Here is a 15,236-nt window from a genome sequence, read left to right as displayed (position 1 = left end):
AGATCAAAGATCGTGATGCAGATACTTCGCCTGTTTCGGCAGACGCAGGCTGAACAGGAACGCGATCGCCATCATTACCGTCACGTACCAGTAAAAGGAGTTTTCCATGCCCACGGCCTTGAGGCTCAAGGCCACATACTCCGCCGAACCCCCGAAGATCGCATTCGCCACCGCGTATGCCAGGCCGACACCCAGTGCACGCACCTCAGGCGGGAACATCTCGGCTTTCACCAGACCGCTGATCGAGGTGTAGAAACTGACGATCGACAGCGCCAGGGTAATCAGCACGAAGGCCAGAAACGGACTGGTCACGCTTTTCAGGCTCAACAGGATAGGCACGGTGCACAGCGTGCCGAGGGCGCCGAACCAGAGCATCGAGTTACGCCGGCCGATCTTGTCGGCGAGCATGCCGAAAACCGGCTGCATGCACATATAGAGGAACAGCGCGCCGGTCATGATGTAGCTGGCGGTCTTGGCCGGCATGCCGGCGGTGTTCACCAGGTACTTCTGCATGTACGTGGTGAAGGTGTAGAAAATCAGCGAACCGCCGGCGGTGTAACCGAGTACGGTGATGAACGCGGCTTTATGGTCGCGAAACAGGGCGCTGATGCTGCCGGCATCCTTGTTTTCGCGCATTTCCTTGCTGGTGGTTTCTTTCAGCGAACGGCGCAGATACAGCGAAACCAGCGCTGCCATGGCCCCCACCACAAAGGGAATCCGCCAACCGTAGGCACGCAGGTCATCTTCGGTGAGGAACTGTTGCAGGATCACCACCAGCGACACCGCGAGCAACTGGCCGCCGATCAGGGTCACGTACTGGAACGAGGCGAAGAATCCGCGCTGGCCCTTGAGCGCCACTTCGCTCATGTAGGTCGCGGTCGTGCCGTACTCACCGCCCACCGACAAGCCTTGCAGCAAACGGGCGAACAGCAGCAGGATCGGCGCCCAGACCCCGATGCTGTTGTAGGTCGGCAGGCAGGCGATCAGCAGCGAGCCGAAGCACATCATCAGAATCGAGATCAACATCGAATTCTTGCGTCCGTGCTTGTCCGCCAGCCGTCCGAAAATCCAGCCACCAATCGGTCGCATCAGGAACCCGGCGGCGAATACGCCAGCGGTGTTGACCAACTGTACCGTAGGGTTATCGGACGGGAAAAAGGCCGGCGCGAAATAGATCGCACAGAAGGCGTAGACGTAGAAGTCGAACCATTCGACCAGGTTGCCGGACGAGGCACCGACAATGGCGAAGATCCGCTTGTTGCGTTCTTCGCCGGTATAAAGAGCTATAGGTGCTGTGGGTGTTGTCATTGTTTTTTCACTCAATGGGGACAGAGAGAGTCTAGACACACTTTGCAACACTCCCGTTCCACAGATACATCCGCGATTCGTACCCCCTGTAGGAGCGAGCCTGCTCGCGATAGCAGTGTGTCAGACGACATCGACGGTGAATGTACCGACGCCATCGCGAGCAGGCTCGCTCCTACAGGTGAACAGTGTTCACTCAATAATCGAAGAACACCGTCTCGGCATCGGTACCCTGCAGAATCACGTTCCACTGGTACACACCCGACGCATCCTGCCTGGCCAGCAGCGTACTGCGGCGCTCGGCCGGCACGCACTCCAGCAACGGATCGTTGACGTTGGCGACTTCGCCATCAAAGTAAATCCGCGTCAGCAAGTGCTTGACCAGGCCACGGGCAAACACCAGCACCACCAGGTGCGGTGCCTGGGTCGTGCCTTTGAGCCCCTCGACCGTACCGGGCTTGATGGTGGTGAAACGGAAACGCCCTTCGGCATCCACCGGCACCCGGCCAAAGCCTTCGAAATTCGGGTCCAGGGGTTTGTCCTGGTCGTCTTCCGGGTGGTCATACTTGCCGGCGGCGTTGGCCTGCCAGACTTCCAGCATCGCGTCGTTGACGATGTCGCCATTGCCGTCGACCACTTGCCCGGTGATCGCCACGCGTTCGCCCAGGGTTTGCTCGACGGTCAGGTTTTCGCGGTTCAGCCAGGTCAGGCCGATGTGGTAGTACGGCCCGACGGTGTGGGACGTGGTCGCAGTCAGCGTCATCTTATTTCTCCATCGGCGTGGCGTCGCGGCCGCGCAAAACGATGTCCCAACGATAACCGAGGGCATAGGAAGGGATGGTTTTTTCCAGGTCGAAGCTGGCGATCAAGCGCTCCTTGGCGCTGGTATCGGGCACGCAGTTGTAGATCGGGTCGTACGCCAGCAGCGGGTCGCCCGGGAAATACATCTGCGTCACAAGGCGCGTGAGGATGCTCGGCCCGAACAACGAGAAGTGAATGTGCGCCGGGCGCCAAGCGTTGTGGTGGTTACCCCACGGGTACGCACCGGGTTTGATGGTCTGGAACTGATACCAGCCATCGGCGTCGGTCACGGTGCGGCCAGTGCCGGTGAAATTCGGGTCCAGCGGTGCATCGTGCAGGTCGCGGGCATGAGCGTAGCGACCAGCGGCGTTGGCCTGCCAGATCTCCACCAGAATCCCCGGCACCGGCAGACCGTTTTCATCCAGCACGCGGCCGTGGATGATGATGCGCTCACCCTGTGGCTGCCCCTCGTGCTGGGCGGTCAGGTCGCTGTCCTTCTCGTTGACACGCTCGGCGCCGATGGTCGGACCGGTAATTTCCGACAACGAATGGGGCAGCAATACCAACGGTTTCGACGGCGAGCGCAGGTTGGTGGATTGATAGGTCGGGTGCAGGTACTCCGGCTGAGTGCCCTCCTGCGGGCGACGGTAACCAGGCTTGTCAGTCATTACACTTTCCTCAGTTCTTATTAGCCGACAGGGTGGGTCAGACCCGTTCGATCGCCAAAGCCAGACCTTGGCCAACACCAACGCACATGGTCGCCAGACCTTTCTTGCCGCCGGTTTTTTCCAGCTGATGCAATGCGGTCAACACCAGTCGTGCGCCGCTCATGCCCAATGGATGGCCCAAGGCAATGGCGCCACCGTTCGGGTTGACCTGGACCGCGTCGTCGGCGATCCCCAGTTCACGCAGCACCGCCAGGCCCTGGCTTGCGAAGGCTTCGTTGAGTTCGATCACGTCGAAATCGCTGACCGCCACACCGAGGCGTTCGATCAGTTTACGCACCGCCGGCACCGGGCCGATGCCCATTACACGCGGAGCAACACCGGCGCTGGCCATGCCGAGCACTTTGGCGCGGGCAGTCAGACCGTGTTTCTTCACCGCTTCGGCCGAAGCCAGGATCAACGCGGCAGCACCGTCGTTCACACCGGAGGCATTGCCGGCGGTGACGGTTTTGTCGGGACCGTTGACCGGTTTGAGTTTGGTCAGGGCTTCCAGGGTGGTGTCGGCGCGAGGATGCTCGTCCTGGCTGACCACGATTTCACCCTTCTTGTGGGCAATGCGCACTTCAACGATTTCTTCGGCGAAGTACCCGGCAGCTTGCGCGGCGGCCGTGCGTTGTTGACTGCGCAGGGCGAACGCGTCCTGATCGGCGCGGGACACCTTGTAATCGTCGGCCACGTTGTCAGCGGTCTGCGGCATCGCATCCACGCCGTACTGGGCTTTCATCAACGGGTTGATGAAGCGCCAGCCGATGGTGGTGTCTTCGAGCTTCATGTTGCGCGAAAACGCCGCGTCAGCCTTGCCCATCACGAACGGTGCGCGGGACATCGACTCGACGCCGCCGGCGATCGTCAGCTCCATTTCGCCGCTGGCGATGGCGCGGAACGCGGTGCCGATGGCATCCATGCCCGACGCGCAGAGGCGGTTGAGGGTCACGCCAGGAATGGTTTCCGGCAGACCGGCCAGCAACAGCGCCATACGTGCAACGTTGCGGTTGTCTTCACCGGCCTGGTTGGCGCAGCCGAGGAACACCTCGTCCACCGCGTTCCAGTCCATCGAGGGGTTACGCTCCATCAAGGCCTTGATCGGCACGGCGGCCAGGTCGTCGGCGCGAACCGTCGACAGGCCACCGCCGAAACGGCCGATGGGGGTACGAATCGCGTCGCAGATATAAACGTCACGCATCACGCTTCTCCGGGGGCTTGGCCGTGGGCGGCAGCAGTGCGGGCTTCGAGATCACGCAATGCGGTCAGTTCGACTTCTGTTGGCTCAGCGGTTTGCTCAACGTTGTCGGCAAAACGAATCGCCCAACCGGTGGCGGCGACCACTTGCTCGCGGGTCACGCCCGGGTGCAGTGCGGTGACCACGAATTCGTGGGTGCCCTCCTCCGGTTCCATGATGCACAGGTCGGTGATGATCCCTACCGGACCGGCGCCTGGCAGGCCAAGACGCTTGCGCGAATCGCCACCCTCACCGTGACCGACCGAGGTAATGAAGTCGAGTTTGTCGACAAAGGAGCGCGACGACTGCTTGAGGATAATCAATACACTCTTGGCGGAACCGGCAATCTCCGGCGCGCCACCGGCACCCGGCAGACGGACTTTCGGCGCGTGGTAATCACCCACGACGGTGGTGTTGATGTTGCCGAAACGGTCGACCTGCGCCGCGCCGAGGAAACCGACGTCAATGCGTCCGCCCTGCAGCCAGTAGCGGAAAATCTCGCCGGTCGGGACCACGGTGTCGGCGGTTTCCGCCAACTCACCGTCACCGATCGACAGTGGCAATACACTTGGCTTGGCACCGATCGGACCCGATTCGTAGATCAGGACGACATCAGGCGAAGAAGTCAGGCGCGCCAGGTTGGCCGCTTTCGACGGCAGGCCGATACCGACGAAGCACACCGAACCGTTCTTCAGACGGCGAGCGGCAGCGACGGTCATCATTTCATTGGTGGTGTAAGTCATTACTTCGCCTCCGAAGCGGCGGCCAGTTTGGCCTGGAACTCGCTGAAGTCAGCGCTGCCGTGGATGTATTCGTTGATCCACGCGGTGAAGGTTTCACGGTCGCGGGCAATCGGGTCCCAGGCCTGGTAGAAGCGGTTGTCGCGCTCGTTGTAACCATGGGCGTAGGACGGATGCGCGCCGCCAGGTACGTGGCAAACCGCGCTCAGGGCCCAGGTTGGCAATACACAGGAGTTCATCGGTGCATTGAGGTCGTCGACGATTTCCTCAACGGTGACGATGCAACGCTTGGCGGCCAGTGCGGCTTCTTTCTGCACGCCGAGGATGCCCCAGAGCAGCACGTTGCCCTTGCGGTCGGCTTTCTGCGCGTGAATCACGGTAATGTCCGGGCGCACTGAAGGCACGGCGGCCAACACTTCGCCTGTGAACGGGCAGGTAACCGATTTGATCAGCGGGTTGACCTTCGGCAGGTCGGAACCGGCGTAAGCACGCAGTACCGCGAACGGCAGGCCGGAAGCACCGGCAACGTAGGCGTTGGCCAGGTCGGCGTGGCTGTGTTCTTCGATCTCCAGCGCGTGGGGCCACTGTTTCTCGACGGCGTCACGCAGACGGTGCAGAGAACCTACGCCAGGGTTACCACCCCAGGAGAAAATCAGCTTGCGGGCACAACCGGCACCGATCAACTGGTCGTAGATCAAGTCAGGGGTCATCCGCACCAGGGTCAGGTCTTTCTTGCCCTGGCGAATGATTTCGTGACCCGCCGCCGTCGGGATCAGGTGAGTAAAGCCTTCGAGCGCGACCGTATCGCCGTCGTTTACGAATTGCTTCACCGCGTCGTGCAGCGAAAGGATTTCAGCCATTGGGGCAGGCTCCCGTTTATTGTTAACCGACAGTGGAAGAAGGCGCCGATGCGCAGCGCCGGAATGACTGAAGATTAAGCCCGTGCAAAACGCCAAACAATCCGATAATCGACTAAGCGTTCGATTATCGAACATATTGTTACTTGGCTACCGATCCCCAAAAGCTTCGCGAGCAGGCTCGCTCCCACAGAGGAATGCGATCACCGGTGGGAGCGAGCCTGCTCGCGAAGAGACCCGCACATTCACTAAGGAATCTGGCTGGTTGCCTCAGGTCGCATCCGCATGACTGACCATGCCCTTGATCACCACCGCTGTCGTCGCCAGTGCCGCCGGAATCACCAGCGCCGTCAGCACTTGCTCGAAGTTCCAGCCCAGCCCCAGCAGCGTCGCGCCCATCCAGGCACCAAGGATGGCGCCGAAGCGGCCGATGCCGAGCATCCACGACACCCCGGTGGCCCGCCCTTGAGTCGGATAGAACCGCGCCGCCAGTGACGGCATCGCCGATTGAGCACCGTTGACACACATCCCGGCCACCAGTACCAGGGTCGCCAGGATTGTGATGTTGCCCAGGCTCTGCCCTACCGCGTAGGCAAACACCCCGGCCAGCAGGTAGAAAGTACCGATGACCTTGTGCGGATTGAACCGGTCCATTGCCCAGCCCACGCCCACCGCACTCAGCACGCCACCCAACTGGAACAGCGCGCCGATGAAGGCCGCCTGCTCCATGCTCGCGCCACTGTCACGCATCAGGGTCGGCAGCCAGCTGGTCAGCAGGTAGACGATCACCAGGCCCATGAAGTAGGTCAGCCACAGCAGCAAGGTGCCGGTGCTGTAGGTGCCGGAGAAAATCACCGCGAACACATTGCGCGCCTTCACGGTTTTCTGTTCCGGGACGCTGAAGCTCGACGCCTGGGCCACCACCGTCGGGTCAATCGGCGCCAGTGCCTTGCGCACTTTGTCCGTACCGCGGTTGCGCACCACAAGGTAACGCGCCGACTCCGGTAGCCAGAGCAGCAAAACGACGGCGAGGATCAACGGCAGAATCCCACCGATCAGCAGCAGGCTATGCCAGCCAAAGGCCGGAATGAGCTTGGCCGAGATAAATCCACCGCCGGCCATGCCGAGGTTGAAGCCGCAGAACATGCTGGTCACCAGCAGGGACTTCTTGCGCTCCGGGGTGTACTCCGACAGCAAGGTCGTGGCGTTCGGCATGCCGGCACCCAGACCCAGGCCGGTCAGGAAGCGCAACACCAGCAACTGATCGACATTGCTGCTGTAGGCCGAGGCCAGGCTGAAGGCGCCGAACAACAGCACCGCACCGACCAGTACGACTTTTCGCCCGAAGCGGTCAGCCAGAGGACCGGAGCCCAGTGCGCCGAAGACCATGCCGATCAACGCCGCACTCATTACCGGACCGAGACTGGCGCGGTCGATACCCCAGTCCTGGGACAGGGCCGGGGCGATGAAGCCCATGGCCGCAGTGTCGAGGCCATCGAGGAAGACAATCAGGAAACACAGGATCACCACGCGCCACTGATAGCGCGAAATGGGTTGGGCATTGATGAAGGACTGCACGTCGAGGCAGTTTCCTACAGCAGACTGAGGCTGGTTCATTATTTTTATTCCACGGATCACAGTCGAACAGTGTCAGCAGATGCTGACGAAGCCGCGACAGTAATGATCCGGAGGAAACAGCGTCAATTCACCCAGCGCGACTCTGTGCGTTTATCGAACACCTTAAGTGAACAGCTGGGTGCTCAGGTCGCGACTGGCACTCAGCAGGCCGGGCAGAAAACGCTGTTCCAGTTCATTGCGGCTGACTCGCCCGGCGTGGGTGCTGACATTGAGGGCCGCAACCACCTGGCCGGAAGCGTCGTACACCGGGACAGCAATCGAACGCAGCCCTTGCTCGAGTTCCTGATCGACTATGCACCAGCCTTGCTGTCGCACCTCTTGCAGGCATTCGAGCAATGCCTCGGGGGTGTGGATCGTACGGCTGGTCTTGGCCTGCAATTCGGCGTGATCGAGGTATTCGCCCAGCGACGTGTCATCCAGCGCGGCCAGCAGAATCCGCCCCATCGACGTGCAATAGGCCGGCAAGCGCCCGCCCACCGACAGGTCCACCGAAATCAGGCGCTGGGTGGTTGCGGAGCGGGCGATGTACAGAATGTCATCACCCTCCAGCGTGGCCATATTGCAGGCCTCGTGCAGTTGCTCGCTCATACGGTCCAGGTACGGCTGGGCGGAAACCGCCAGCGGCGTCGAGGACACATAGGCATGGCCGAGGGTCAGCACTTTGGGCAGCAACGAATAGGTGCGGCCGTCGGTGGTGGCGTAGCCGAGCTTGATCAGGGTGTGCAGGCAACGGCGCACGGCGGCGCGGGGAATTTCCGTGCGGTGGCTGATCTGAGCGATGGTCAGGTGCCGTTTGCGCTCCTGGAACGCTTGCACCACGGCCAGGCCACGAGCCAGGGACGTCATGAAATCCGGGTCGCCGGTCAGTGCCTGGATCCGTTTGGCTGGCGAGGCCACGATGGGAGGAGCCACTGAAGCGAAGGAATTGCGCAATTGATCGTTCATACAAGGTCCTTTTACCCATTCGGATCGGCGACTATTACAAAGGGCTGGCGCCTGACGCTCAAGCCCGCCCCGTCAACTCCGTGCGATTATCGAACGCTCGACCGATAATCGCAATCTGTCGTGTAAATCCCCTCCGGTGCGCTGATGTCCGGTTTTCGCTGATTTGCGCCCCTCATGTTTACGCCGACTCGACACAGGACTTAAGGGGCAATCCAATTGCCGTAACTTGCCTGACTTAATGGCGTCAGAAAGGCATCGCGGCGATCTGGTATCAGTCGACGTTCTAGTTAATCGCAAAGTATCGAGCAACAAAACGGTCACACACCAAGAACAACTTTTAACTCTTTGGAGATAGTGTTCTTCAAATCGGCCGCTATAATACAATTCAGTAGCGCTTCGGTTTTTTACTTGCCGAACCCGCTGCCCGGCAATGCGATGTTCCATCACCGTTGCCCGCTGCAAGCGCCAGATCCGCATTGCACAGCCTTGCCGATGCGCTTGCCGAAACAGGAAACTGAAGCTACGTCAGCTGTTTATCTCTGGTGCCGTGGCCGCCTGTGACATGGAAGTATTGATCACGTTGTTGCCAAAAACGATGCCTTGACGGGCATTGCCCATTCGACGAATGTGATCAACCGATTTGATGCAGCGCGTTTTCACCAGAATTTATCCCCACTCAATCAGGTAGCACTGTGACGAAAGACGAACTGCGCGCGGAACTAGAGCGCCAGGAACAACGTTACAAGGAAGTTTACGGCGGAGAAGTCACCACTTACGCCGCTCAACCCGAACCGGAACGCAAACCCTGGCGTAAACGCGCCACCGTTCAGGATCAGGTTTTCCAGCAGGAACTTCAAAAAATGGAAAAGGAACTCAAAGCCGAAGAGCCGTGACTGCTTCGGCCTGATCCTTACAAAGGCCTGCCTCTGCACCCGTTAAAAGCGGGATGTATTGATGCTGCCTTTCGCGCCCGCTACGAGCGGGCAGCGGCCATCACCGTCGCCGAATCCGGCAGATTTCCGGTATCTGACCTATTTCTCAGATTTTTCTCACAGCCATTCAAGCCCCTCTTACCGGGCCGTGAAGGTTTTATGACAGCCTCTTTTTTTAATTAAATCAATGACTTAAAAAACACAGCAAAACCGTGGGTTTTCAGGTGCTGCGGCAAAAAAATTCGTTGAAGAATGTTACCGATGAGCAGCTAGTGCATTGATTAGCAGTCTTTTCTGGCATAATCGCGCCCCCTTATGACCGGGTCAGAAAACCTTCATGATCGATTTATTCAGCGGACTGGATGCTTGGGTGCTTGTGAGCCTCTTGCTCGCCCTGGCCTTTGTCCTCGCCTTCGAGTTCATCAACGGCTTTCATGACACCGCTAACGCGGTGGCGACCGTTATCTACACCAAAGCCATGCCGCCTCATCTGGCGGTGTTTTTCTCCGGTGTGTTCAACTTCCTCGGCGTACTGCTGGGCGGGGTCGGCGTGGCGTATGCCATCGTCCACCTGCTGCCGGTGGAACTGCTGATCAATGTGAACACCGGTCACGGGCTGGCCATGGTGTTCTCGTTGCTCGCCGCCGCCATTACCTGGAACCTGGGCACCTGGTACTTCGGTATTCCCGCGTCCAGCTCCCACACGCTGATCGGTTCGATCCTCGGTGTCGGCCTGGCCAACGCCCTGATCAACGATATTCCACTGGCTGACGGTGTGAACTGGCAGAAAGCGATCGATATCGGCGCCTCGCTGGTGTTCTCGCCAATGGCCGGCTTCCTGATCGCCGCGTTGATCCTGATCGGCCTTAAATGGTGGCGTCCGCTGTCGAAGATGCACAAGACGCCGGAACAGCGCCGCAAGATCGACGACAAGAAACACCCGCCATTCTGGAATCGCCTGGTACTGGTGATCTCGGCCATGGCCGTGAGTTTCGTGCACGGCTCCAACGATGGCCAGAAAGGTATCGGCCTGATCATGCTGGTCCTGATCGGTATCGTGCCAGCGCAGTTCGTCCTCGACCTGAACAGTACGACCTATCAGATCGAGCGGACTCGCGACGCCACGCTGCACCTGAGCCAGTTCTACCAGCGTAACTCTGAAACCCTGGGTGAGTTCCTGGCCCTGGGCAAGAGCGTGGAAGGCGATCTGCCGGAGAAATTCCGTTGCAACCCGCAACAGACCGAACCGACCATCACTGCCCTGCTCGGCACCCTCAAGGGTGTAGCCGACTACCACTCGCTGCCGTCGGAAAGCCGCATCGAAGTACGTCGCTACCTGCTCTGCCTGGACGACACGGCGAAGAAAGTCAGCAAGTTGCCAACGCTCGGGGCCCGTGAAAAGGCTGACCTGGACAAGTTGCGCAAGGACCTGACCACCACCACCGAATACGCTCCTTTCTGGGTGATCCTGGCGGTTGCACTGGCCTTGGGCCTGGGCACCATGGTCGGCTGGAAACGCGTGGTACTGACCATTGGCGAGAAGATCGGCAAGCAAGGCATGACCTACTCCCAGGGCATGTCGGCGCAGATCACCACCGCCACCCTGATTGGCATGGCCAACATCTTCAGCCTGCCGGTTTCCACCACCCACGTGCTGTCCTCCGGCGTGGCGGGCACCATGGTCGCCAACAAAAGCGGCCTGCAAAGCGGCACCGTCAGAACCATCCTGCTGGCCTGGGTATTGACCCTGCCAGCCACCGTGGCCCTGTCGGCCGGGTTGTTCTGGCTGGCCTCGAAGGCCCTTGGCAGCTGATAAGCAGCCAAACCCAAAAAGGCGCGCTCCGCAAGGAACGCGCCTTTTTATTGCTGCCAATCGCAAAAAATCACTGTAGGAGCGAGCTCTGCTCGCGATGACCGCAAGGACAACGCGTACATTCAGGCAGCCCGCGTCATCGTTGGCGTCCATCGCGAGCAGAGCTCGCTCCTACAGGGTTACGTGTTTACCGATAGTTTTTCGCAGGCAAAAAAAAGGGCAACCGAAGTTGCCCAAAATGCCTTGCGTGCTCATTACATCCAGAAAGAACTACGGTTATTTCCGCTTGTGCGAATCTTTCCAGATAAAAAGTCCGAACCCTGCAAAAAATACAAACATGAGGCTGACAGTCAGCACCCCGGCGATCACCACGTTGTCGAAAAACATGACGCGTCTCCTGTACCTGCCCTGTTGCGATAGGGCTAAGTTAACCAAACGGACAGGAGAGAATATTGACCGGGATCAATGTCGCCCGAGACTGGGCAAGAGGAAGGGAGAAGTTTGACCCGCATCAATGAATGCGGGGGATTTCAGCGCTTTTTCGGTTTGCTCTTCGGCTTTTTTTTGGCTTTGCCCAACGGCATGGCCTGCTCGAACGCCTGGCGAACTTCATTGAGTCGCTTGTCATTGAGGTCATGAACACGCTTGGCGCGTTCAGCATTGAGGTCAATCAGTTTGTCGTCTTGGCTCATGGCGGTCAGTGCATCGCTTGAAATGAGTGTCAGCCGCCGTAGCGTTCGGCAACCCTGCGCCAATAATGCGGCCTGACGGCCGTGCTGACCAGCCTGCGCTCAAATCTCGATATCGACCCACAGCCCCTGCCGTGGCTGATCTGTCATCAGTGGCGCCACCGGCACGGTGTTGTCGGCATTGAGCTCATCCCCGGGAATCGCCAGGTGAGACTCGGCGTCATCATCAGCCTCGCGGCGACGTCGTTCCTGCTCCTGCTTGCGGCGCTGCTCCTCGCGCAGCACCAACCCGTCCTCTTCGGGATTGCGCTTTTGCAGGTCGATGGTGCTTTCACTGGAGCTTTCCTGCACCGGCACCACCGGAGGAATATCCGGACGCTGGCGGATCGGGTCGGTCTGTGAAGTGATCGGCACGGCACTCAAGGGGAGCATCGGTGGCAGCATGTTTTCAGTCTCCTGTCAGCAGGCTGTCGGCTGCGGGGATGGCGACTTGAGCCATCGGTCGCAAACTGTGACTCATTTGGCACTCATTAGTGCACCGGGCGGCGCGTCATTCACAGGTGGGCTAACGTATGACTGTGAGTTTTTCTGAGAGTCCTTTGGCCCTGAAGCCCTCATTCCGTTAAGATAGCCCGCTTTTTCAGGTGGGAGTCAGGCAGCATGGCGCAGCAGTATCAACCGGGGCAACGCTGGATCAGTGACAGCGAAGCCGAGCTGGGTTTAGGCACCGTTCTGGCACAGGACGGCCGCTTGTTGACCGTGCTCTATCCGGCCACTGGCGAGACTCGCCAGTACGCGCTAAGGAATGCGCCCCTCACCCGCGTGCGGTTTTCGCCCGGTGACTCCATCACTCACTTCGAAGGCTGGAAGCTGACCGTTCGCGAAGTCGACGACGTCGATGGCCTGCTGGTTTACCACGGCCTCAACGGGCAGAACGAAGTGGTCACCCTGCCGGAAACCCAGCTGTCGAACTTCATCCAGTTCCGTCTGGCCAGCGACCGCTTGTTCGCCGGGCAGATCGACCCGCTGGCCTGGTTCTCCCTGCGTTACAACACGCTCGAACACACCAGTCGCCAGTTGCAATCCGCACTCTGGGGCCTGGGCGGCGTGCGTGCGCAACCGATCGCGCACCAGTTGCACATCGCCCGCGAAGTCGCCGACCGCATTGCACCGCGGGTTCTGCTGGCGGACGAAGTGGGCCTGGGCAAAACCATCGAAGCCGGTTTGGTGATCCATCGCCAGTTGCTCTCGGGCCGCGCCAACCGCGTGCTGATCCTGGTTCCGGAGAACCTGCAGCACCAGTGGCTGGTAGAGATGCGCCGCCGCTTCAACCTGCAGGTCGCGCTGTTCGACGAAGAGCGCTTCATCGAAAGCGATGCCAGCAACCCCTTCGAAGACACCCAGCTCGCGCTGGTCGCGCTTGAATGGCTGGTGGACGACGAAAAAGCCCAGGACGCGCTGTTCGCGGCGGGCTGGGACTTGATGGTGGTCGACGAAGCTCACCACCTGGTGTGGCACGAAGATCAGGTCAGCCCCGAGTATTCCCTGGTCGAGCAACTCGCCGAAACCATTCCCGGCGTGTTGCTGTTGACCGCCACCCCGGAACAACTGGGCCAGGACAGCCACTTCGCCCGTCTGCGCCTGCTCGACCCGAACCGCTTCCACGACCTGCAAGCCTTCCGCGCCGAGAGCGAAAACTATCGCCCCGTGGCTGAAGCCGTTCAGGAATTACTGGACAAGGGGCGCCTGTCGCCGCAAGCCCACAAGACCATTCACGGCTTCCTCGGCAACGAAGGCGAAGCCCTGCTGGCCGCCGTCAACGATGGCGACACCGAAGCCAGCGCGCGCCTGGTGCGCGAGCTGCTGGACCGCCACGGCACCGGCCGCGTGCTGTTCCGTAACACCCGCGCCGCCGTGCAGGGGTTCCCGGAGCGCAAGCTGCACCCGTACCCGCTGCCGTGCCCGGACGAATACCTCGAACTGCCGTTGGGCGATCACGCCGAGTTGTACCCGGAAGTCAGCTTCCAGGCCCAACCGGACGCCAGCGAAGAAGAACGCTGGTGGAAGTTCGACCCGCGCGTCGAGTGGCTGATCGACCAGCTGAAGATGCTCAAGCGCACCAAAGTACTGGTGATCTGCGCCCACGCCGAAACCGCCATGGACCTGGAAGACGCCCTGCGCGTGCGTTCCGGCATCCCGGCCACGGTGTTCCACGAAGGCATGAACATCCTCGAGCGTGACCGCGCCGCCGCCTACTTCGCCGACGAAGAGTTTGGCGCGCAAGTGCTGATCTGCTCGGAAATCGGCAGTGAAGGCCGCAATTTCCAGTTCTCCCATCACCTGGTGCTGTTCGACCTGCCGTCCCACCCGGACCTGCTGGAACAACGCATCGGTCGTCTGGACCGGATCGGCCAGAAGCACATCATCGAGCTGCACGTACCGTACCTGGAAACCAGCCCGCAAGAGCGCCTGTTCCAGTGGTACCACGAAGCGCTGAACGCATTCCTCAATACCTGCCCGACCGGCAACGCCTTGCAGCACCAGTTCGGCCCGCGCCTGCTGCCGCTGCTCGAAGAAGCCGACGATGGCGAGTGGCAAGCGCTGATCGACGAAGCCCGCACCGAGCGTGAGCGTCTTGAGGCTGAGTTACACACCGGCCGTGACCGTTTGCTGGAGCTGAACTCCGGTGGCGCGGGTGAAGGCGACGCGTTGGTTGAAGAAATCCTTGAACAAGACGATCAGTTCGCCTTGCCGATCTACATGGAAACCCTGTTCGACGCCTTCGGCATCGATAGCGAAGACCATTCGGAAAACGCGCTGATCCTCAAGCCGAGCGAAAAAATGCTCGACGCCAGCTTCCCGCTGGGCGACGACGAAGGCGTGACCATCACTTACGACCGTAACCAGGCGCTGTCTCGCGAAGACATGCAGTTCATCACTTGGGAACACCCGATGGTTCAGGGCGGCATGGACCTGGTGCTGTCCGGTTCCATGGGCAACACCGCCGTGGCGTTGATCAAGAACAAGGCGCTGAAACCTGGCACCGTGTTGCTGGAACTGCTGTATGTCAGCGAAGTGGTTGCTCCGCGCTCGCTGCAACTGGGCCGCTACCTGCCGCCGGCCGCCCTGCGCTGCCTGCTGGACACCAACGGCAACGACCTGTCGGCCCGCGTGTCGTTCGAGACCTTGAACGACCAGCTCGAAAGCGTACCGCGTGCCAGCGCCAACAAGTTCATCCAGGCCCAGCGTGACCAACTGACGCCACGGATCAACGCCGGAGAAGCGAAGATCCTGCCGCGCCACACAGAACGCGTCGCCGAGGCGCAGCGTCGCCTGGCCGCCGATACCGACGAAGAACTGGCGCGCCTGACCGCCTTGCAAGCGGTCAACCCGACCGTGCGCGACAGCGAACTGGTGGCCCTGCGCAAACAACGCGAGCAAGGTCTGGCCATGCTCGACAAGGCTGCGCTGCGACTGGAAGCGATTCGGGTGTTGGTGGCGGGTTAAGTCCCCTGCTCCACCCTGCTTAATAAGAAGGCCCGCAGTGATGCGGGCCTTCTTTTTATCTGACT

14 protein-coding genes are annotated in these 15,236 nt (G+C 60.4%); 3 read left to right on the top strand and 11 right to left on the bottom strand.

Annotated elements, in window-relative coordinates:
* Positions 1 to 3: 3 nt before the first annotated feature.
* From BSF44_RS22690 to pcaR, 8 genes are all read right to left on the bottom strand, one after another.
* Entirely contained in the window at positions 4 to 1,308 is a 1,305-nt protein-coding gene (locus tag BSF44_RS22690; RefSeq protein ID WP_095945402.1) for an MFS family transporter, read from the bottom strand.
* A 193-nt stretch (positions 1,309 to 1,501) separates the two neighbouring features.
* Positions 1,502 to 2,068 carry a protocatechuate 3,4-dioxygenase subunit alpha gene (gene pcaG, locus BSF44_RS22685; protein WP_095945401.1) on the bottom strand — a complete coding sequence of 189 codons (567 nt, stop codon included), beginning with the start codon at positions 2,066 to 2,068 and terminating at the stop codon, positions 1,502 to 1,504.
* Position 2,069: 1 nt separating this feature from the next.
* Complete coding sequence (gene pcaH / locus BSF44_RS22680) at positions 2,070 to 2,774, bottom strand: protocatechuate 3,4-dioxygenase subunit beta (RefSeq protein WP_095945400.1); 705 nt, start codon at positions 2,772 to 2,774, stop codon at positions 2,070 to 2,072.
* A 37-nt stretch (positions 2,775 to 2,811) separates the two neighbouring features.
* Positions 2,812 to 4,017, bottom strand: a complete 1,206-nt coding sequence (pcaF, locus tag BSF44_RS22675) for a 3-oxoadipyl-CoA thiolase (protein ID WP_172435386.1) — start codon at positions 4,015 to 4,017, stop codon at positions 2,812 to 2,814.
* Positions 4,014 to 4,793: a CoA-transferase subunit beta gene (locus BSF44_RS22670; protein WP_095945398.1), complete on the bottom strand. Its 780-nt coding sequence runs from the start codon at positions 4,791 to 4,793 to the stop codon at positions 4,014 to 4,016. Before BSF44_RS22670 ends, pcaF begins: the two co-directional genes overlap by 4 nt.
* Positions 4,793 to 5,650 carry a CoA transferase subunit A gene (locus BSF44_RS22665; protein ID WP_008054173.1) on the bottom strand — a complete coding sequence of 286 codons (858 nt, stop codon included), beginning with the start codon at positions 5,648 to 5,650 and terminating at the stop codon, positions 4,793 to 4,795. The genes BSF44_RS22670 and BSF44_RS22665 overlap by 1 nt, the downstream gene beginning before the upstream one ends.
* Positions 5,651 to 5,917: 267 nt before the next feature.
* Positions 5,918 to 7,264 carry an MFS transporter gene (locus tag BSF44_RS22660; protein WP_095945397.1) on the bottom strand — a complete coding sequence of 449 codons (1,347 nt, stop codon included), beginning with the start codon at positions 7,262 to 7,264 and terminating at the stop codon, positions 5,918 to 5,920.
* A gap of 123 nt (positions 7,265 to 7,387) precedes the next feature.
* Positions 7,388 to 8,230, bottom strand: coding sequence for a pca regulon transcriptional regulator PcaR (pcaR, locus tag BSF44_RS22655; protein WP_095945396.1), 843 nt, complete (start codon positions 8,228 to 8,230; stop codon positions 7,388 to 7,390).
* Between the two features lie 692 nt (positions 8,231 to 8,922).
* On the opposite strand from pcaR, the gene BSF44_RS22650 reads away from it, so the two are divergent.
* Positions 8,923 to 9,123 carry a hypothetical protein gene (locus BSF44_RS22650; protein WP_007986337.1) on the top strand — a complete coding sequence of 67 codons (201 nt, stop codon included), beginning with the start codon at positions 8,923 to 8,925 and terminating at the stop codon, positions 9,121 to 9,123.
* A 376-nt stretch (positions 9,124 to 9,499) separates the two neighbouring features.
* Positions 9,500 to 10,975 carry an inorganic phosphate transporter gene (locus BSF44_RS22645; RefSeq protein ID WP_095945395.1) on the top strand — a complete coding sequence of 492 codons (1,476 nt, stop codon included), beginning with the start codon at positions 9,500 to 9,502 and terminating at the stop codon, positions 10,973 to 10,975.
* Between the two features lie 276 nt (positions 10,976 to 11,251).
* On the opposite strand, the gene ccoM is transcribed toward BSF44_RS22645, so the two are convergent.
* From ccoM to BSF44_RS22635, 3 genes are all read right to left on the bottom strand, one after another.
* Positions 11,252 to 11,362 (bottom strand): cytochrome c oxidase subunit CcoM, encoded by a 111-nt coding sequence (ccoM, locus tag BSF44_RS30945; RefSeq protein ID WP_007976669.1) that lies wholly within the window; start codon positions 11,360 to 11,362, stop codon positions 11,252 to 11,254.
* Positions 11,363 to 11,505: 143 nt separating this feature from the next.
* Positions 11,506 to 11,667: a hypothetical protein gene (locus BSF44_RS30405; protein WP_095945394.1), complete on the bottom strand. Its 162-nt coding sequence runs from the start codon at positions 11,665 to 11,667 to the stop codon at positions 11,506 to 11,508.
* Between the two features lie 99 nt (positions 11,668 to 11,766).
* Positions 11,767 to 12,108: an aspartate-semialdehyde dehydrogenase gene (locus BSF44_RS22635; protein ID WP_095945393.1), complete on the bottom strand. Its 342-nt coding sequence runs from the start codon at positions 12,106 to 12,108 to the stop codon at positions 11,767 to 11,769.
* A gap of 216 nt (positions 12,109 to 12,324) precedes the next feature.
* Here BSF44_RS22635 and rapA point away from each other — a divergent pair, with 216 nt between their 5' ends.
* The gene (gene rapA, locus BSF44_RS22630; RefSeq protein ID WP_095945392.1) at positions 12,325 to 15,171 is read left to right on the top strand and encodes an RNA polymerase-associated protein RapA; all 2,847 of its coding nucleotides are present in this window, start codon (positions 12,325 to 12,327) and stop codon (positions 15,169 to 15,171) included.
* Positions 15,172 to 15,236 lie beyond the last annotated feature (65 nt).

The sequence above is a fragment of the Pseudomonas sp. ACN8 genome, assembly GCF_002303925.1.
GTDB lineage: Bacteria > Pseudomonadota > Gammaproteobacteria > Pseudomonadales > Pseudomonadaceae > Aquipseudomonas.
Note: the sequence above shows the minus strand (reverse complement) of the source record. Positions and strands in the feature narration are given on the sequence as shown.

Excerpts from the sequence above, each read along its gene's own strand:
- BSF44_RS22660 (WP_095945397.1), bottom strand. The coding sequence starts at position 7,264 with ATGAACCAGCCTCAGTCTGCTGTAGGAAACTGCCTCGACGTGCAGTCC.
- BSF44_RS22645 (WP_095945395.1), top strand. The coding sequence starts at position 9,500 with ATGATCGATTTATTCAGCGGACTGGATGCTTGGGTGCTTGTGAGCCTC.
- BSF44_RS22690 (WP_095945402.1), bottom strand. The coding sequence starts at position 1,308 with ATGACAACACCCACAGCACCTATAGCTCTTTATACCGGCGAAGAACGC.
- BSF44_RS22665 (WP_008054173.1), bottom strand. The coding sequence starts at position 5,650 with ATGGCTGAAATCCTTTCGCTGCACGACGCGGTGAAGCAATTCGTAAAC.
- pcaH (WP_095945400.1), bottom strand. The coding sequence starts at position 2,774 with ATGACTGACAAGCCTGGTTACCGTCGCCCGCAGGAGGGCACTCAGCCG.
- pcaG (WP_095945401.1), bottom strand. The coding sequence starts at position 2,068 with ATGACGCTGACTGCGACCACGTCCCACACCGTCGGGCCGTACTACCAC.
- pcaR (WP_095945396.1), bottom strand. The coding sequence starts at position 8,230 with ATGAACGATCAATTGCGCAATTCCTTCGCTTCAGTGGCTCCTCCCATC.
- BSF44_RS30405 (WP_095945394.1), bottom strand. The coding sequence starts at position 11,667 with ATGAGCCAAGACGACAAACTGATTGACCTCAATGCTGAACGCGCCAAG.
- ccoM (WP_007976669.1), bottom strand. The coding sequence starts at position 11,362 with ATGTTTTTCGACAACGTGGTGATCGCCGGGGTGCTGACTGTCAGCCTC.
- BSF44_RS22635 (WP_095945393.1), bottom strand. The coding sequence starts at position 12,108 with ATGCTGCCACCGATGCTCCCCTTGAGTGCCGTGCCGATCACTTCACAG.
- rapA (WP_095945392.1), top strand. The coding sequence starts at position 12,325 with ATGGCGCAGCAGTATCAACCGGGGCAACGCTGGATCAGTGACAGCGAA.
- BSF44_RS22670 (WP_095945398.1), bottom strand. The coding sequence starts at position 4,793 with ATGACTTACACCACCAATGAAATGATGACCGTCGCTGCCGCTCGCCGT.